The organism is Rhizobium sp. CECT 9324, from assembly GCF_918741265.1.
Lineage (GTDB): Bacteria > Pseudomonadota > Alphaproteobacteria > Rhizobiales > Rhizobiaceae > Allorhizobium.
Map to the genome: position 1 here is coordinate 1,596,733 of NZ_CAKKMZ010000001.1, position 15,998 is coordinate 1,612,730.

Below are 15,998 nucleotides of genomic sequence, written 5' to 3' on the forward strand. Positions count from 1 at the left end.
ATACGCAAATTCCCGCATGAGGCGGGAGATGAAGGAGATGACGATGTTGATTTTGATTGCCGGGCCCTATCGCTCGGGCACCGGTGACGACCCGGTCAAGATGGCGGCCAATCTGCAGGTGCTCGAGGCGCCGTCGCATGCTTTGTTCAAGGCCGGCCATGTGCCGATGATCGGCGAATGGGTGGCGCTGCCGGTCTGGCATTCAGCCGGCGGCAAGGCGATCGGCGATGACCTCTATGAAGAGATCTTCCACCCTGTCGCGCACCGGCTTCTCCAGCTGTGCGACGGCGTCCTGCGCCTTCCCGGCGCATCCAAGGGGGCAGACAACGATGTGCGCATCGCCACCGAGCGCGGCATCCCGGTCTGGTACCGGCTGGAAGACGTGCCGGGCGTCGCATGATCTGACTGCCACCCTCCCCTTGAGGGGGAGGGTCGGACCAAAGGTCCGGGGTGGGGTGATCTTTAGGTCCGGCGAAGCCTCAGAGTAACGACGTCCTCACTCCACTTCCGCCAGCCGCTTCTGCCACATCGCCTTGAACCCCGGGCGATCCTGGATGCGCTTCAGCCATTCGCCGGTCTTCGGATGTGCGTCGAACAAAGGCTGGTAGGCCTGCGCATAGCGCACGATTTCGCCAAGATTGATGTCGGCCACGGTAAACCGGTCGCCGACGGCATAGTCATGTGCGGCAAAATGCTGCTCGAGCACGCCGAACGGCCGTGCCAGGATGCGTGCGACGACCTTCGCCTCCGCTTGGCCCGCGTCACAGGAAAGGCGGCCTTCGTTGTTGGCCTGGGAGATTTTCAGTGCCTCGGTTTCGATCGAGGTCGCGCCGAACAGCGTCCATTGCTGCATCTGCGCCTCTTCGGCGATGTCCTTCGGTGCCAGCGGCCCGCCATGTTTCTTGGCCAGATAAAGTGTCTGCGCCAGCGATTCGTTCAGCACAAGGCCATCGTCGTCGATCGTCGGAATGCTGCCCATCGGATTGACCTTGAGGAAATCCGGCGAGCGTGTGTTGAGCTTTGCGTCCGGCGCCATCGGATCGGCAAGCTTGTAGGCCTGCAGCACCGGCACGAGTTCGAACGAAAGTCCGAGCTCCTCGGCCAGCCAGAGAATGCGCGTCGCGCGCGACTTGTAGACGCCGTAGATCTTCAGCATGGATATCTCCTTGTTCCGCAGCGGACGCTATCTGCTGGCCGCTGCCGAGAAAAGCCGTGTCGTGTTGATCCGCCCATGAATTTCGCTGATGCGGCAGCCGATTGACAGAGAGCCCGGCTCAACTTATCCAGGAGAACAAGGGTCCGCAGTTCACCCAGGCGTCACCGTCCCGCGCAGGGAAGCTAAACCTGTCCATTTTCGTCTTCGACGTCAGCTCGTTTTTCCGTGCCGCGTCGGAAGTCGGTGACCACCGGCCATTCTGGATATCCAGGGCACGATATCGAGGACAATGACGATGTCGCGTATCATTCAAGCCTATGAGGCGCCCGATCTGTCGGCGCTGGCTCGCATCCTGAAACGGGAACTGGACGCTCGGGACGAAAAGCCCGGCCATGTCGAGATCCTCAACATGCTGGCGAAAGCTGCGGGTTTTCGCAATTACCAGCATTTGAAGGCGAGCCGCGCCGCGAAGGAGCGTCTCTCCAATCCGGTCCTGCCCGAACCCGAGCCGGCGGTCGATTTCCGCCGCGTCGAACTTGCCGCCCGCTGCTTTGCCGGCACCGACTGCCTGGTCCGCTGGCCGGGCAAGCTCAGCCTGCAGCAACTGGCGCTATGGGTCCTCTGGTCGTTTATCCCGGCCGGCGGGGACATGCCGGAAAAATCGATCAACGACGTTCTGAAGCGTCACAATGGTTTCGGCGATCACGTTCTTTTACGTCGGGAACTGGTCAACATGGGCCTGATGACCCGCACCCGCGATTGCCGGCTTTACCGCAGGGTGGAAAAGAAGCCGCCACCCGATGCGCGGCAGCTGATCCGGCTGGTGACGGCCAATGGCCGCAGGGATTGAGTAATCACGGCGGCAGAACTGGGCGCGCATCGATCCGGTGCGAATAGAGGCCGGTGCCCGGGACGTGACGGCCGTTGAGCGGTACATTCTATCCCGCGAGGTTGAGGCGGTCATTTCCCGCCTCGGCCAGAAGCGCGTGGTCCTCGGTGATGTAGCCGCGGCCCGCGCGCATCAGGCTCGACGCGGCGGTGCGGTCGAGCGCCTTGGCATACAGATAGCCCTGGCCGCTCTTGCAGCCCATGGCGGTCAGCCTGGCTGCCTGTTCGCTATCCTCGATCCCTTCGGCAACGACTCCCATTCCGAGCCCATGGGCAATGTCGAGCAGCCCCTTGATGATGACCCCACCCGCGCGGTCGTGAACCATGCGATGCACGAAACATTTGTCGATCTTGATGATATCGACCGGAACGGTCAGAAGATGAGTGAGCGAGGCAAAACCGGTGCCGAAATCATCCAGCGCGACTTTCATGCCGGCGGCGCGCATGGCTTGGATTTCGGTGGCGACCATCTGGTCGCGCTGCCCCAGATAGACCGATTCCGTCACCTCAGCGACCACGGCGGACAAGGGAACGCCGAGCCGCTCGAAAGCCTTGGCGATCCGCTCGGTCAATCCACCCCGATAAAAGTCGGCGGCGGAAAGGTTGATGCCGACGCGACCGAAATTCAGGCCGGCATCGATCCAGCGCCGGCAATCGGCGGCCGTCTTTTCCAGCATGCAGTCGGTCAATTCCAGCGCGACATGCGCGTCCTTCATCGCCTCCTGGAAATGCCCGGCCGCAACCACTTCGCCGTCCGGCATGCGCATCCGGCACAAGGCTTCGAAGCCCATCAACCGTCCCGTCGCGATCTCGACCAGCGGCTGGTAATAGGCATCGATCCGCTGCTCTCTGAGTGCGTCATCGACATCGTGAATGGCGCGGAAGCGTTTGACGATGGCCGTTCCGAGACCGGGTACATATTCGATATAGCGCCCGCGGGCACGCTCCTTGGCATGGTAGAGCGCATAGTCGGCATTCTGCCGCACAGGCCCCGGATTTTCTCCGGCGGCCGCGCGCGCGCCGCCGATCGTGATCGACGGATAGAGCAGGTGGCCATCGCATTCGCAGGGCATCTTGATCGAGGCAAGCAGGTCGGCGGCGAGCGTCTTCGGGTCAAGGTCTTCAAGGCAGGGAATGATGATGGCAAACTCGTCGCCGCCAAGACGAAACGCCATGCCCGGCTCGACGTGCTCCGTCAGGCGCCGCGCCACCATGCGGATCAGGTCGTCGCCGGCCTGATGGCCGAATGTGTCATTGACCATCTTGAGGTTGTCGACATCCGTCAGCAGCAGTCCCCATTGGCGACCGCTGCCTGCCTGGATCTGCACCACGTCGTTGAAGCGGGCGCGGTTCGGCAATTGCGTCAGGGCGTCCGTTTCACCCAGCCGACGCCGTTCGGCAATGCGCCGGTCGCGCTCGATCGCAATGGCACACAGGTGCACGCAAGCCGCAACCAGGTCGCGCTCCAGTGCGGATGGCCCGCGTGGCGTGCGGTAATAGAAGGCGAAGGTACCGACCACCTCACCCGAGACGAGCATCGGCGTCGACCAGCACGCCATCAGCCCGTGCACGAGCGCAAGGTGCTTGAAGTCCTGCCAGTAGGGATGGGTCTCGATATCCTCGACGACGACGGGTTTGCCGGTATAGGCGGCGCTGCCGCAGGAGCCGATGCCGGCTCCTATCGATACTCCGTCGATTGCCGCCGCATAGGCCTTTGGCAGGGAGGGACCGGCGAGATGGCGTATGCGGTTCTCTTCGTCGAGCAGAAGCACCGAACAGACGATGTCGGGCGCTGTCTTTTCCGCTTCCCGGCACAGAAAATCGACGGTTTCCGCCAGCGGCAGGCCCGTGGCGATCTTTTCGAGAATGATATTCTGTAGCTTGAGCAGCATGGTCGACTTCACTGGAATGAGGCGTTCGGCAACTTAAGCATTGCAGGGCTTAAACAGGGATTACGATTTTGCGCTTGCGCTAATATTAGTGACTGTAAACTTAAGTCTATTGCTAATACTTGATGAAATTGCCGGCGATGGAGCAGCGCACGCACAGGCTGACCAGTTCACGCAGTGAGACGGGGCCAGGCTCAGCCCCGCCGGTTGCCCTCGACGGTCAGTGTTTCCGTGTCATGTGCACCATCGACGAGATCCTGCGTGACCTTCTCGGCCCATCGATAGCCGAGGACGGCACCCGTCGGTGTCTCCGAAAACAGATTGTGGCTGACCACGACACTGCCGGTGCCTTCGACGACACTGATCATCACGCCGACAGGCGCCTTGCGGATGATGTTGTCGGAAACCACGACATTGCGCAGATAGGGGCCCCAACCCAGCATCAGGCCGGCCTTGGCGGCTTGCTCGATCACATTGCCGGTCACGGTGGTCTCGGCTTCGACGGCGATGCCATAGCCGAAGCCTGCGCCGTCATGCACGTAGGGGGCCTTGGCAGTGATGTTGCGCACGATATTGCCGCTGACCGATGACAGCCGGCCGCCCTGGTCGAAATTGACCACCGAAATGCCGTTGGCGGCCCCGTCGACCAGATTGCCGTCGATCAAGGCGCCCTCGAAGTCAAATTCGGCATAGATCGCCGTTTCGCCGGAGCGCAAAGCCTGGTTGCCGCTGATGATGACATTGGAGGCCGAATTCGCCCGGATCGCGGAAAAGGCGCAGTCCGACACATGGTTGCCTTCGATCATCACGCCATCGGTGCGAAACAGGTTGATGCCGTTGCCGTGCTGGCCGGTGCCGCCATCGGTTGCGGCGATCCGGCTGATCCTATTGCCGGTAATCATCGTGTTGTCAGCGCCCTTGGTCCAGCGATGCACCAGGATGCCGCCATTGCCGCAGTCGCTGATCTCGTTGTCGCGGATGCTCATCGCCCGGCCTTCGACCGACCAGATCGCCGCCTTCGCCGCACCGGTGATCCGGCTTGTCGCAATGCGCCCACCACAGCGTTCCATCTGCACGCCGTATTTGCGGCTGCCGGTGATCTCGCAATTGTCGATGACCACGTCCTCGACGCTGCGGAAGGCGAGGAGCCCTTCCGTATAGTCGGCAAGCCAGCGATTGGCGCCGTCGAAGGTGATGCCGGACAGGCTGATTTGGCGCACGTCGCGCGCCGCGATCAGATGGCCGTCGCCGCGATAGGCGAGCCGGGTTGCACCGGCAACACCGGACAGGCGCGTCCCCTCCGGAAGGTCGAGGTTGGAGACCTCGTAGGTGCCCGCCGGCAGGAAAACCGGCTGCCCGACCTTGGCGGCTGCGTTGATCAGCGCCTGCAGCTTGCGGCTCTGGTCGTCGTCTGCCCCCGGCATGACGCCAGCCTCTGCGGCATCGAATCCGCCGCGCAATTCGATTTGGCTCAGCGATTGTGCCGCCGCATCGGGTGCGCGCAGGCCGGCAAAGCCCCCGGTCGCGCCGGTTACAACAAGGCCGCCAAGGCCGGATAGGATGCTGCGTCTGGTCTGCATGGGTTTTCCGGGCGTCGGCGGCGTCCGGCAAGCCTTCGCCGGATCGCTTCAAATCTGGCTGAAGCGCCAGGGCAGGGCAAGGGCGGAGCAAGGCATGCACGCGATCGGCTGCGATCATGGTGAATCCCGCGACCGATCAGACTGCCCTGGCGTTGATTTCAGGTGAAGATGTGGCGTTTCATCCGGCGGTTTTGATCGCTGCGAATGGTGGAAACCGTTTGCGCCAGATCAATGACTTCGTTCGGGCCTGTCGTAGTTTGGCCGCAAGCAACAATCCTGAGGGGCGAACATGCTTGGTCTGACTGCAGTCCTCTACATCCTCGTCGCCAGTGCCCTCGGCGGCGCTGCGGTGATTACCGTGCTGTCGCTGGATCTGGTCCAGGGATGGCATATCGCCGGTGCCTTCCTGGGTGGCTGTCTGGTTGCGCTGCCGGTTGCGATCCTGCTCGGCCGCAGGATCTACAATGCGCTCCAGGGGCCGAAAGCGATCTGAATTTTCTTTCGACGCGTGGACGAAGGGGGTGTCAACGGTTTTTGGCGGAGCCACGACACTCGCGGTGGAACAGCCCGCGTCGACCGGCCGGCATTGTCTCGGGGGAGGGAATGCCGGCCGGGCTGTTTTCCGCTCCCGTCAAGCCCCTATTCGGCTTGCTCGAACTGGTCGAGCTGCGCTTCGAGGCCGGCCGTGAACCGGTCGTAAAGCGTTGCGAATTTCACGATGTCGTCCTGCGGCCATCCCGCCGTGGCCTCGATGATCAGTTCCCGCTTGATCTCCTCGATCTGCTCCAGCACCTGCTTGCCGGCCGCCGTCATGCGCACGATGCTGCGCCGTCCGTCCTCCTGCGAGGCTGCCCGTTCGAGCAGTCCCTGCCGGACTAGGTCGGCCACGATCCGGCTGCCGCGCGACGGATCGATCCGCATCTGCTCTGCAATCGCTCCGACCGTCACCTCCTGATGCGGCGCCACGCGCTTGATCACGCCGATTGCATCGATATCGGACAATTCCAGCCCGGTGCCGATGCGTTTCAGCGCCATGCGGCCGATGAACCGCCTGCCGATCAGCAGGCGCATGCGCGTCATCGCCTGGCCGATGCCGGCAAGGGCGGGATCACCGCCCTGTTCCGGTGTTGCGGTGCTCGCTTGCGGCCGCGTGTCGGTCTTGTTCCGTGTCTCTGTCATCGTGGCAGAATAGCAGCTTCATTCGGACCGCGAAAGCAAAATAAGTGACTTTCGCATTTATATGCTGTTGACATATAAATGCTTGAGGCACATTTTGGAGGCAACAGGAGCCCCATCATGGACAATTCCGTTTCGAATGCCTCAAACCGCCCCGTGCCGGCCGCCGGTGCAACACAGGTTCCGCCGCCGGTCTCCATTTCGCCATCGCTTTCCCCGGGACCGCCTTCCCCTGTTGCCCTTCCGCCACTCGTCACCGATCCCAAACTGCGCCTCGTTGTCTATCTGCTGCTGCTCACCGCCATGTTCATGGCGACGCTGGACAATCAGATCGTCTCGACGGCGCTGCCGACCATCGTCGGCGAGTTCGGCGAACTGGAGCGCTTCGGCTGGGTCGGCTCGGCCTATCTCCTGACCACCAGCGCGGTCATGCCGCTCTATGGCAAGCTCGGTGATCTGTTCGGCCGCAAATATGTCATCATCGCCGCCGTCACCATCTTCACCCTAGGCTCGCTGGTTTGCGGCCTGGCCGTCTCGATGAACACGCTGATCGCCGCGCGGGTGCTGCAGGCGCTCGGCGGCGGCGGCATCATGGTGTCGATCTTCGCCATCAATGCCGATCTCTTCGAGCCGCGCGAACGCGCCCGCTACCAGAGCTATACCAGTCTCGTGCTGATGGCGTCCGGCGCCACGGGCCCGGTCCTCGGTGGCACGCTCAGCGATCTTTTCGGCTGGCGTTCGATCTTCCTGGTCAATCTGCCGATCGGCATCCTCGTGCTGGCTGGTCTTGCCCTTCTGCTGCCCTATCGCAAGCCGCAGCGCCGGCCGAAGATCGACTATGCCGGTGCGGTGCTGCTCGCCGGTGCGGTGGCGAGCATTGTGTTCTGGGCCGACAGCGGCCAGATCTTCGGCTCGCTGATTGCGCCCGAGAGCCTCGGCGTCGTAGCCTTCGGTGTGCTGTGCCTCGCCGGCTGGATCTTCGTCGAACGTCGCGTGCCCGAACCGGTCGTGCCGCTGTCGCTGTTTTCCAGCCGCACCGTCAATCTGCTGCTCTGCATCTCGGCCGTCTCCGGCGCGATCGGCATCGGCTCGGTCAACTATGTCGCGCTCTTCCTGCAGACCACCACCGGCCTGTCGCCGTCGATGGCCGGCCTGCTGTTCATCGCCACCACCGGCGGCATCGCGATCGGCTCCCTGTCTGCCGGCCGGATCATTTCCAAGCATGGCCGCTACAAGCCCTTCGCCATCGCCTCGACGGCCACCGGCATCGTGAGCCTTGCCGTGTTCAGCCAGATGCATGCAGGGACCCCGATCGTCCTGCTCGGTCTCGTCATGCTGCTGCAGGGCATCGGCATCGGCATCGGCCAGCAGGTGCCGGTGATCGGCGTGCAGAACGCCGCGTCCGGCGCTGATGTCGGTGCCGCCACCGGCACGGTGACGCTGACCCGCATGGGCGGCGCCGCGATCGCCATCTCGATCTACGGCGCGATCATCAGCGCCGGTCTTGCCCGTGTCTCGATCGCACTGCCGGACGGCGGCGATTTCCGCAATCTGACGCCGCAGATGCTGTCGCACCTGCCGCAGACGGTCCAGACCACCATCGCCAACGCCTATTCCGACGCCTTCCTGCCGCTGTTCCTCACCGCATCCGGCATGATGGCGCTCGGCCTTGTCGCCGCTGTGATGCTGCCCAATGTCCGCCTGCCGGTTGCCAAGGGCAAGGACGCCTGACCGGCGTGCAGCCGACGCATCATGTCGGCGCAGGCCGAGGTCACCCCCACCCACCGCGGTGCTTAGACCTCCTCCCCCTCGGGGAGGTCGCTGGTTGCCGCTCGCCGTCTACCCTCCCATTGAGGGGGAGGGTCGGACCGAAGGTCCGGGGGGGGTGACCTGGCACGCACCGCAGCAGAAGACGGCGGGACCATCTACGCCGGCACGCTGTGAAACTGTCCAAACCACCAGCCTCGCGCCAGCCGCGACTGCCATGGTGCCGCCGTCGAGCTCAGTCTGAATCGGTGGAAAATGGTATCTAAGGTCTTCTTCTCCGGCATGCCCCAGCGCCAGTCCATGGTCACCCGTGTTTTTGGCCTGGCCGCAACCGGTCTGATGCTGCCGGCCCTTTCGAGCTGCATTCTGGTCACCGATACCAGCCGGATGAACATCGATGTCTTTCAGGACGAGGTCGCGCCCGTCTGGCATGATCCGGCCCGCACACCGCCCGCGGCCACCCAGCCGGTGCCGCAGCGCCGCGAACTCTACCAGACCCAGTTCCACCAGACCTATGGCCTGCCGGTCACCAATCCGCTGCACCGGGCGATGTATGGCGTGATCCGCGACAATGATCACACGCTGCCGGCCATACCGCTCGACCGGGTCAACCGTGACATGCTGCGCCAGGAGGTTGAGTACCAGACCACCGAGGCGCCCGGCACCATCGTCGTCGATACCAAGGCGCATTATCTCTATCACGTGCAAGCTGGCGGCAAGGCTGTGCGCTACGGCGTCGGCCTTGGTCGTGACGGTTTCGCCTGGTCGGGCAGGGGCGTGATCGAGCGCAAGGCCAAGTGGCCACACTGGACCCCGTCAGACGAAATGGTCGCACGCCAGCCTAATCTCCGGCCCGTGTCTGCATCCGAGGGTGGCATGGTCGCCGGCCTGAAGAACCCGCTCGGCGCCCGGGCGCTCTATATCTACCAGGACGGCAAGGACACGCTTTACCGCGTCCACGGCACGCCCGACTGGCAATCCGTCGGCAAGGCGACGTCGTCGGGCTGCGTGCGCATGTTCAACCAGGACGTCATCGATCTCTTCGACCGCGTGCCGAACAAGACACCGATTGTTGTCATTTAGAGACAGGCTCGGACCGCGAGGGCCCCTCTCGCAAAGTTGAAAGGCCTGCGCGGTTGCCTTTGTGACCGCTTTCCTGTTTGCATCGCCCTGGGGCGGAACAAAGCGCCGGCTGAGACGTCTTGAGATGTCTCGCTGCATTCTACAGGAAATCAGTATCTCAATGTCATCTTCGAATAACCTGACCCGACGCTCCCTTCTGTCGCTGACAGGTCTTGGCGCCGCGAGCCTGCTCGCCAGTTGCGCCTCTTCCCGCCCCATTTCGCCGAGCCTGCGGCTTGACGGTCCCGTCGCGCGGCCGATGGTCGCTGCGCCGCCAACCGGCCGCTCGCCGGAACTCGATGCCATGTATGGCGAAATCTTCGATGGCGGTTATGTCATCCCGGCCGTGCCGTACTGGAAGATCCCCGAGCGCTTCTATCGGCAGCAGGTCATCGACCCGACCGGCCAGCCGGCCGGCTCGATCGTCGTCGATACGCCCAACCGCTTCCTCTATCTCGTTGAACCGGGTGGCACCGCCATGCGCTACGGTGTCGGCATTGGCCGCGAGGGTTTTGCCTGGCAGGGCACCGGCGTCATCCAGTGGCGGCAGAAATGGCCGAAATGGACCCCGCCGGATGAAATGGTCGCCCGCCAGCCGGAACTGGTCCAGTATTCGATCGCCAATGGCGGCATGCCGCCCGGCCTGAAGAACCCGCTCGGTGCCCGCGCGCTCTACATTTTCCAAAACGGCGAAGACACGCTCTACCGCCTGCACGGAAACCCCGACTGGAGCTCCATCGGCAAGGCCGTCTCGTCCGGCTGCGTGCGCCTGATGAACCAGGACATCATCGACCTCTACGAGCGCGTGCCCAACAAGGCGAAGATCCAGGTCTGGCAGTAAGCGCAACCACCCTCCCCTTGAGGGGGAGGGGCAGCTTTACCCATCTCCCAATTGCGCCTGCAGCCGCTTGAGGCTGTCGCGCAGGGTCTCGACTTCGGCGAGCGAACAGCCGGTCTGCTCGCCGATGGCTCGGAACACGCCGACGGCCTGTTTCTTCAGCGCCCGACCCTGGTCGGTGACCGTGATGAACACCTGCCGCTCGTCGGCTGCGTCGCGTCGGCGGCCGACATAGCCGGCCTGCTCGAGGCGCTTCAACAGCGGCGACAGCGTGCCGGAATCCAGCCCGACCATCTCGCCGAGCCCCTTCACCGGCACATCATCCTTTTCCCACAGCGCCATCATCACCAGATACTGCGGATAGGTCAGTCCAAGCGGCGCCAGCAGCGGCTTGTAGGCACGGGTGAACGCGTGCGCCGCGCCGTAGAGTGCAAAGCAGAGCTGCTTGTCGAGCGTCAGCTCTTTTTCCAATGTCTCGTCGTCCATGGTGTGATCGAACCTCCTGCGCTGCGGATCTGATTTCTGATTCTGTCGGAATAATTATTTCTATGCAATGCGCAAAAAACAATTGCGCACAAATCAATTGTACGGTACATAGTGCCTATCGCCTCACAAGACAACCCCGGACAAGGACATACACCATGGCTATTCTCTACACCGCACATGCATCCGCCACCGGTGGCCGCACCGGCCACGCCGTCAGCGACAATGGCGTTCTCGATGTCGCTCTGACCACGCCGAAGGAACTGGGCGGCGACGGCGCCACTGGCACCAATCCCGAACAGCTGTTTGCCGCCGGTTATTCCGCCTGCTTTCTCGGCGCGCTGAAATTCGTCGCCGGCAAGGAAAAGCTGAAGCTCTCGGAAGACACCAAGGTCTATGCGGAAGTCGGCATCGGTCCGCGCGCCGACGGCGGTGGTTTCGAAATCGAGGTGAAGATCTCGGCCGAGATCCCCGGCGTCGAGCGCGAACTGGCTGAAAAGCTGGTCGCTGCAGCCCACATCGTCTGCCCCTATAGCCATGCCATGCGCACGTCCACCGAAGTGCAGGCCTCAGTCCGCTGACCTTCGACACAAAGACGACGATCCACCGCGAAAGGCCGGTACTTTGCCGGCCTTTTTGCGTGTCGGGGAGGGGCGGCGACGCGCCGCGGCAAGACTGTCAATTTTCTACAGCGAAATGGGCAAGTTGGTCCGCATGCGCCTTGCGAAAGGCGGGGCGATCGGTCGACCGCGTCACATATGCCTTGCAGGCGGGATAATTCGTCAATCCATCCAGCCGTTGGACGAGGCGCAACACGTCTGCCATGGCAATGTCGGCGATGGAAAAACGCCCTGCCAGCCAATCCTGGCTGTCCAGAACCGCTTCCATGCGATCAAGGCGTGCCGTGAGAAAATTGCTGATTGCCGTAGGGACGCTGTTCGCCGGGTCGGAAAAGCGGAAGATCGACCACGGCAGGCTGGCCATCTCTACCGAATTGAGTGCCGCGAACAGCCATTCCTGTGTTTTTGCTCGCCCGGCACTGTCCGAGGCAAGCAGCAGGTCGCTCCGTTCTCCGATATAGAGAAGAATCGCCCCGCTCTCGAAGATCGAAGTCTCGCCGTCAGTGAGCCAGGGCACTTGTCCGAAGGGTTGATGCGCGATGTGCCGGGCTTCCCTGCTGCGAAAAGGGGTGCTTTCGACGCGGTAGCCAAGGCCGGCCTCTTCCAGGGCCCAGCGAACTCTGAGGTCTCGCACATAGCCACGCGGCAACTCCGGCACCCAGTCGTAAGTTGTCAATATCAGGTCTGCCATCGTTCGGCCTCTTCTGTTGTAGAGCATGCACGCGGTCTGCGACGGTAATCAACCGTGTCGGTTGATTTCACCCGCTCACCTCCAGCATGCCCAGCCGCAGCACATCCGCATCGACCGTCATCGCCGCCTCGATATCGGCATGCACCGCACGCCAGATGGGCACGGCCGCCGACAGAACGGCGGTGCCGTCCGGTGTCAGCTTCAGCCGCCGTCCGCGCTTGTCCTTCGGATCCGGCTCGACCGTGATCCAGCCGCGCCGCTCCAGCGGCTTGAGCGCCGCCGTCAGCGTCGTCCGGTCCATGGCGAGTAGCCGCGCGACGGGCCCCATCGGCGGTGGTTCCGGCCGGTTCAGTGCCATCATCAGGGAAAACTGCTGGTTGGTCAGCCCGAGTGCCTTCAGCGCGGTATCGAATCGCCGCGCCAGCGCCCGGGCGGCGCGCTGTGCGTGCAGGCACAGGCAGGCGTCACGAATATGCAGCGTGGTCGAATAGGGAATCACGGGGGCATTTGACATAAGTCATATATGTTGATATCAACGTAAAAGTCAAGAGGAGGACGAGGAAATGGAACATTCGATCGTATCGCATGACGAGTGGCTCGAGGCACGAAAGGCGCTGTTGGCTAGCGAGAAGGAACTGACCCGCCTGCGCGACAAGGTGAATGCCGAGCGCCTCGCTTTGCCCTGGGTCAAGGTCGACAAGGATTATGTCTTCGACACGCCGACCGGCCGCAAGAGCCTCGCGGACCTGTTTGACGGTCGCAGCCAGCTGGAGGTCTATCACTTCATGTTCGGCCCGGACTGGGATGCCGGCTGCCCCGGCTGCTCGTTTTATGCCGACCATATCGATGGCATGCTGCCGCATCTCAACAATCACGACGTCACGCTGATCTGCGTATCGCGCGCGCCGCTCGACAAGATCGAGGCCTACAAACGCCGGATGAACTGGCAGTTCCCCTGGGTCTCGTCCTTCGGCAGCGATTTCAATTTCGACTTCCATGTCTCGTTCACACCGCAACAGCTGGAATCCGGCAGCGTCTATTACAATTTCCGCGAGACGCCGCGCGAAAATGCCCATGACGAACTTCCCGGCCTGTCGAGCTTCTACCGCAATGAAAAGGGCGAGATCTTCCACACCTATTCGCAATATGCGCGCGGTGGCGAGGAAGCGCTCGGCGCGCTGATGATGCTCGACCACGCGCCGCTCGGCCGCAACGAGACCTCGACGCTGAGCTTCGTCAAGCGCAAGGACGAATACGAACAGAAACCGCTCGCCGCTGCCAGCTGCCACTGACGCGTCCTGGTAGGGCTGCAAACTGCATCTGCATCTCGACCGCCATCAACCGCAAACGCAAAGTGCATCACCGATGAACGCGTTTCATTGGTGATGCACTTTCCGCAATGGGAGGAAATCATCATGGAGTTTGCAAAGCCCCGCGAAGAACATCGCTTTCTCGACAGGCTGCTTGGCGACTGGATCTACACCAGTTCCACCGGCCACAAGGATTATGACGTTAACGATCCGGACAAGGTGTGGACCGAGACCGTACGCTCGATCGGCGGCCTCTGGGTGCTCTCGGAAGGCGAGGGCGGCATGGGTGATGGCAGCCGGTCTTCGATGATCATGACACTTGGCTATGATCCACGTCTCGGGCACTATGTTGGAACCTGGATCGGGTCTATGATGGACAAGCTCTGGGTCTACAAGGGCTGGGTCGAGGACGATGGTCAGACGCTCGTGCTGGAAGCGGAGGGCCCGTCGTTCGAAGATCCGTCACGGACGGAGGTCTACCGGGATGTCATTCATTTCCACGATGACGATCACCGGTCGTTCTCCGGCAGCGTCCGCAAGCCGGATGGCAGTTTCCATGTTTTCATGACCAGCGAAAGCAAGCGCCGCGCCTGAAGCGGCCAACAGGGAGAACACCATGCACAGCATGCACGGCAAGTTTATCTGGTATGAATTGATGACCAGCGATACCGCTGGGGCGGCGAAATTCTATGGCGAGGTTGCCGGCTGGACCGCCAAGGACAGCGGCATGCCGGATATGGACTACACCATCCTGTCCATTGCCGGTTCCGAAATGGGTGTCGCCGGCATGCTGGCCCTGACCGACGAGGTCAAGGCGCGCGGCGTTCCCTCGAATTGGACCGGCTATGTCGCCGTCGACAATGTCGACCGGGTGGCTGATCACTTCGTCAGCGATGGCGGCAAGGTGATGCATGGCCCGATCGACATCCATGGTGTCGGCCGCTTTGCCGTGCTTGCCGATCCCCAGGGTGCCGTCCTTGCCGTGATGACACCGATCATTCCGGCCGGCGGCGTGCCCCCCGAACCGGCCCCCGATACGCCCGGCACCTTTGGCTGGCGCGAATTGCTGGCCCGCAACGGCGCGGAAGCCTTCGATTTTTATGCCGGCATCTTCGGCTGGCAGAAGGATACCAGCGTCGACATGGGCCCGATGGGCGTCTACCAGCTGTTTCGCAAGGACGATCAGGTGATCGGCGGCATGATGACCAAGCCGGCCGAGGTGCCGCTTCCCTGCTGGGGTTATTACATCAATGTCGATGCGATCGACGCGGCCGTCGCGCGCGTGACGAACGCCGGCGGCACGGTGATCCAAGAGCCGATGGAAGTCCCCGGTCCTGCCTGGATCATCCAGGCCATCGACCCCCAGGGTGCCTATTTCGCCCTCGTCGCGCCCAAGCGCTAACGGCTTTTGCCGGGCAGCTTGTCGCTCGTGCCACATTGACGCGCGCGCCGCGCCTTGGCCCCTCACCCTGACCCTCTCCCTGACCGTCTTCCCGCAGGCGGGGAGAGGGGAAAGATACGTTTGTGCCGGTACGCCGGCCAAGCCCGTCCTTCTCCCCGGCTGCGGGGAGAAGGTGGCGGCAGCCGGATGAGGGGCAGCCGCGCAGACAGCCTGATGAGAGGCAAGGCGCAACGTTCGGACGAGGGGCACAGCGGCAAGGAACAAGGCGCAAACAACGGCTTGCCCGACAGGCGAGACGCAGCTGTTGGCGGGATCGAACACGATCGGGTATCTGGAAAACGCGCCCGATGCGAAAGGCGCAGTCCGACGGCAGGACCGCAAATGGGCCGGTCGGTATTATGCTTTTGTGGCGGCGGTCTTGCGCGGCGCGCGTGTCTTCTTCGGTGCCGGCGGTGTCACGGTCTGCTCGGCTTCGCGCTGCATGCGCAGGGCCCTCAGCGCTTCGGTCTTGCGATCGCGCTGCTTGACTTCCTGCTCGATGATCGCGCGCGCGGCGCTGTCAGTCGTCGTCGCCTTGTCCTGGGCGGCAACCTTCTCAGGCTTGAAAAATTTGTCCTTGGTCGCTGTCATATCCGTCCTTCCTCCACGGTATGGGCCTGAAGCTTCAGGCATCCACGGTATCGGTCATCGTTGTTTGATGGGGTCGCTCGGGTGGCCGGCGACCTGAGAGGCAGGCAGCGGCGGGCGCGCCAGAGGCGCGCGCCCGAACCCATGGCCCTTAGCGGGCGGGGCGCAGCACCTTCTTCGGTGCCGGCAGCAGGCCTTCGCGCTGCAGCTTCTTGCGCTGGAGCTTGCGCTGGCGACGAATGGCTTCAGCCTTTTCGCGTGTGCGCTTTTCCGAAGGCTTCTCATAAGCGCTGCGGGTCTTCATTTCACGGAACAGGCCTTCGCGCTGCATCTTCTTCTTGAGAACGCGCAGGGCTTGGTCGACATTGTTATCTCGGACGAGGACTTGCAAATTCGCTTCCTTTCCGGGCTGTAGGCCCGCGAGTTTGAATGGACGGACAATGGGGATG

At 62.8% G+C, this 15,998-nt stretch carries 19 protein-coding genes; 10 read left to right on the forward strand and 9 right to left on the reverse strand.

The genetic code is table 11. The annotated features are described in order from the left end of the window. Nucleotides 1-43: 43 nt before the first annotated feature. Nucleotides 44-400, forward strand: a complete 357-nt coding sequence (locus tag LQ231_RS07830; protein ID WP_230170926.1) for a DUF4406 domain-containing protein — start codon at nt 44-46, stop codon at nt 398-400. 96 nt (nt 401-496) lie between these two features. Here LQ231_RS07830 and LQ231_RS07835 read toward each other — a convergent pair whose 3' ends face one another. Then, nucleotides 497-1,156 (reverse strand): glutathione S-transferase family protein, encoded by a 660-nt coding sequence (locus tag LQ231_RS07835; RefSeq protein ID WP_230170927.1) that lies wholly within the window; start codon nt 1,154-1,156, stop codon nt 497-499. Between the two features lie 295 nt (nt 1,157-1,451). On the opposite strand from LQ231_RS07835, the gene LQ231_RS07840 reads away from it, so the two are divergent. Then, nucleotides 1,452-2,006 carry a DUF2087 domain-containing protein gene (locus LQ231_RS07840; protein WP_230170928.1) on the forward strand — a complete coding sequence of 185 codons (555 nt, stop codon included), beginning with the start codon at nt 1,452-1,454 and terminating at the stop codon, nt 2,004-2,006. Nucleotides 2,007-2,094: 88 nt separating this feature from the next. On the opposite strand, the gene LQ231_RS07845 is transcribed toward LQ231_RS07840, so the two are convergent. Next, nucleotides 2,095-3,936, reverse strand: a complete 1,842-nt coding sequence (locus LQ231_RS07845) for an EAL domain-containing protein (RefSeq protein WP_230170929.1) — start codon at nt 3,934-3,936, stop codon at nt 2,095-2,097. A 191-nt stretch (nt 3,937-4,127) separates the two neighbouring features. Beyond that, on the reverse strand, nt 4,128-5,513 hold the full coding sequence (locus LQ231_RS07850; RefSeq protein ID WP_230170930.1) for a TIGR03808 family TAT-translocated repetitive protein: 1,386 nt from the start codon (nt 5,511-5,513) through the stop codon (nt 4,128-4,130). A gap of 289 nt (nt 5,514-5,802) precedes the next feature. Between LQ231_RS07850 and LQ231_RS07855 the strand changes: the two genes are divergently transcribed. Then, on the forward strand, nt 5,803-6,006 hold the full coding sequence (locus LQ231_RS07855) for a hypothetical protein (protein WP_113140622.1): 204 nt from the start codon (nt 5,803-5,805) through the stop codon (nt 6,004-6,006). Nucleotides 6,007-6,152: 146 nt separating this feature from the next. Here the strand turns inward: LQ231_RS07855 and LQ231_RS07860 are convergent, their stop codons facing one another. Continuing rightward, nucleotides 6,153-6,692 (reverse strand): MarR family winged helix-turn-helix transcriptional regulator, encoded by a 540-nt coding sequence (locus LQ231_RS07860; RefSeq protein ID WP_113140623.1) that lies wholly within the window; start codon nt 6,690-6,692, stop codon nt 6,153-6,155. Nucleotides 6,693-6,809: 117 nt separating this feature from the next. Here LQ231_RS07860 and LQ231_RS07865 point away from each other — a divergent pair, with 117 nt between their 5' ends. The 3 genes from LQ231_RS07865 to LQ231_RS07875 all read left to right on the forward strand — a co-directional run bounded on the left by LQ231_RS07865 (nt 6,810) and on the right by LQ231_RS07875 (nt 10,419). After that, nucleotides 6,810-8,420, forward strand: coding sequence for an MDR family MFS transporter (locus LQ231_RS07865; protein ID WP_230170931.1), 1,611 nt, complete (start codon nt 6,810-6,812; stop codon nt 8,418-8,420). 336 nt (nt 8,421-8,756) lie between these two features. Further along, entirely contained in the window at nt 8,757-9,539 is a 783-nt protein-coding gene (locus tag LQ231_RS07870; protein ID WP_230173274.1) for a L,D-transpeptidase, read from the forward strand. Nucleotides 9,540-9,699: 160 nt separating this feature from the next. After that, nucleotides 9,700-10,419 carry a L,D-transpeptidase gene (locus LQ231_RS07875; protein WP_113140624.1) on the forward strand — a complete coding sequence of 240 codons (720 nt, stop codon included), beginning with the start codon at nt 9,700-9,702 and terminating at the stop codon, nt 10,417-10,419. Between the two features lie 36 nt (nt 10,420-10,455). Here the strand turns inward: LQ231_RS07875 and LQ231_RS07880 are convergent, their stop codons facing one another. After that, nucleotides 10,456-10,902, reverse strand: coding sequence for a MarR family transcriptional regulator (locus LQ231_RS07880; protein ID WP_113140625.1), 447 nt, complete (start codon nt 10,900-10,902; stop codon nt 10,456-10,458). 155 nt (nt 10,903-11,057) lie between these two features. Between LQ231_RS07880 and LQ231_RS07885 the strand changes: the two genes are divergently transcribed. Continuing rightward, nucleotides 11,058-11,480, forward strand: a complete 423-nt coding sequence (locus LQ231_RS07885; RefSeq protein ID WP_230170932.1) for an organic hydroperoxide resistance protein — start codon at nt 11,058-11,060, stop codon at nt 11,478-11,480. 97 nt (nt 11,481-11,577) lie between these two features. Here the strand turns inward: LQ231_RS07885 and LQ231_RS07890 are convergent, their stop codons facing one another. Both LQ231_RS07890 and LQ231_RS07895 read right to left on the reverse strand, forming a co-directional pair. Continuing rightward, on the reverse strand, nt 11,578-12,210 hold the full coding sequence (locus tag LQ231_RS07890) for a glutathione S-transferase family protein (RefSeq protein WP_230170933.1): 633 nt from the start codon (nt 12,208-12,210) through the stop codon (nt 11,578-11,580). Between the two features lie 67 nt (nt 12,211-12,277). After that, on the reverse strand, nt 12,278-12,724 hold the full coding sequence (locus LQ231_RS07895; RefSeq protein WP_230170934.1) for a MarR family transcriptional regulator: 447 nt from the start codon (nt 12,722-12,724) through the stop codon (nt 12,278-12,280). A gap of 49 nt (nt 12,725-12,773) precedes the next feature. Here LQ231_RS07895 and LQ231_RS07900 point away from each other — a divergent pair, with 49 nt between their 5' ends. The 3 genes from LQ231_RS07900 to LQ231_RS07910 all read left to right on the forward strand — a co-directional run bounded on the left by LQ231_RS07900 (nt 12,774) and on the right by LQ231_RS07910 (nt 14,922). After that, nucleotides 12,774-13,502, forward strand: coding sequence for a thioredoxin family protein (locus LQ231_RS07900; RefSeq protein WP_230170935.1), 729 nt, complete (start codon nt 12,774-12,776; stop codon nt 13,500-13,502). 123 nt (nt 13,503-13,625) lie between these two features. Further along, complete coding sequence (locus tag LQ231_RS07905; protein WP_113140630.1) at nt 13,626-14,114, forward strand: DUF1579 domain-containing protein; 489 nt, start codon at nt 13,626-13,628, stop codon at nt 14,112-14,114. A gap of 22 nt (nt 14,115-14,136) precedes the next feature. Continuing rightward, a complete protein-coding gene (locus tag LQ231_RS07910; RefSeq protein WP_230170936.1) occupies nt 14,137-14,922 on the forward strand; it encodes a VOC family protein in 786 nt (261 codons plus the stop codon). Between the two features lie 396 nt (nt 14,923-15,318). On the opposite strand, the gene LQ231_RS07915 is transcribed toward LQ231_RS07910, so the two are convergent. Continuing rightward, a complete protein-coding gene (locus LQ231_RS07915) occupies nt 15,319-15,552 on the reverse strand; it encodes a hypothetical protein (protein WP_113140633.1) in 234 nt (77 codons plus the stop codon). A 148-nt stretch (nt 15,553-15,700) separates the two neighbouring features. Next, a complete protein-coding gene (gene rpsU, locus LQ231_RS07920; protein WP_007599597.1) occupies nt 15,701-15,940 on the reverse strand; it encodes a 30S ribosomal protein S21 in 240 nt (79 codons plus the stop codon). Between the last annotated feature and the right edge of the window lie 58 nt (nt 15,941-15,998).

What these genes read in the sequence shown, in the direction of transcription:
- LQ231_RS07855 (WP_113140622.1), top strand. Translation starts at nt 5,803, where the DNA reads ATGCTTGGTCTGACTGCAGTCCTCTACATCCTCGTCGCCAGTGCCCTC.
- LQ231_RS07835 (WP_230170927.1), bottom strand. Translation starts at nt 1,156, where the DNA reads ATGCTGAAGATCTACGGCGTCTACAAGTCGCGCGCGACGCGCATTCTC.
- LQ231_RS07830 (WP_230170926.1), top strand. Translation starts at nt 44, where the DNA reads ATGTTGATTTTGATTGCCGGGCCCTATCGCTCGGGCACCGGTGACGAC.
- LQ231_RS07850 (WP_230170930.1), bottom strand. Translation starts at nt 5,513, where the DNA reads ATGCAGACCAGACGCAGCATCCTATCCGGCCTTGGCGGCCTTGTTGTA.
- LQ231_RS07915 (WP_113140633.1), bottom strand. Translation starts at nt 15,552, where the DNA reads ATGACAGCGACCAAGGACAAATTTTTCAAGCCTGAGAAGGTTGCCGCC.
- LQ231_RS07860 (WP_113140623.1), bottom strand. Translation starts at nt 6,692, where the DNA reads ATGACAGAGACACGGAACAAGACCGACACGCGGCCGCAAGCGAGCACC.
- LQ231_RS07910 (WP_230170936.1), top strand. Translation starts at nt 14,137, where the DNA reads ATGCACAGCATGCACGGCAAGTTTATCTGGTATGAATTGATGACCAGC.
- LQ231_RS07885 (WP_230170932.1), top strand. Translation starts at nt 11,058, where the DNA reads ATGGCTATTCTCTACACCGCACATGCATCCGCCACCGGTGGCCGCACC.
- LQ231_RS07840 (WP_230170928.1), top strand. Translation starts at nt 1,452, where the DNA reads ATGTCGCGTATCATTCAAGCCTATGAGGCGCCCGATCTGTCGGCGCTG.
- LQ231_RS07875 (WP_113140624.1), top strand. Translation starts at nt 9,700, where the DNA reads ATGTCATCTTCGAATAACCTGACCCGACGCTCCCTTCTGTCGCTGACA.
- LQ231_RS07900 (WP_230170935.1), top strand. Translation starts at nt 12,774, where the DNA reads ATGGAACATTCGATCGTATCGCATGACGAGTGGCTCGAGGCACGAAAG.
- LQ231_RS07880 (WP_113140625.1), bottom strand. Translation starts at nt 10,902, where the DNA reads ATGGACGACGAGACATTGGAAAAAGAGCTGACGCTCGACAAGCAGCTC.
- LQ231_RS07895 (WP_230170934.1), bottom strand. Translation starts at nt 12,724, where the DNA reads ATGTCAAATGCCCCCGTGATTCCCTATTCGACCACGCTGCATATTCGT.
- LQ231_RS07905 (WP_113140630.1), top strand. Translation starts at nt 13,626, where the DNA reads ATGGAGTTTGCAAAGCCCCGCGAAGAACATCGCTTTCTCGACAGGCTG.
- LQ231_RS07890 (WP_230170933.1), bottom strand. Translation starts at nt 12,210, where the DNA reads ATGGCAGACCTGATATTGACAACTTACGACTGGGTGCCGGAGTTGCCG.
- LQ231_RS07845 (WP_230170929.1), bottom strand. Translation starts at nt 3,936, where the DNA reads ATGCTGCTCAAGCTACAGAATATCATTCTCGAAAAGATCGCCACGGGC.
- LQ231_RS07865 (WP_230170931.1), top strand. Translation starts at nt 6,810, where the DNA reads ATGGACAATTCCGTTTCGAATGCCTCAAACCGCCCCGTGCCGGCCGCC.
- LQ231_RS07870 (WP_230173274.1), top strand. Translation starts at nt 8,757, where the DNA reads ATGGTCACCCGTGTTTTTGGCCTGGCCGCAACCGGTCTGATGCTGCCG.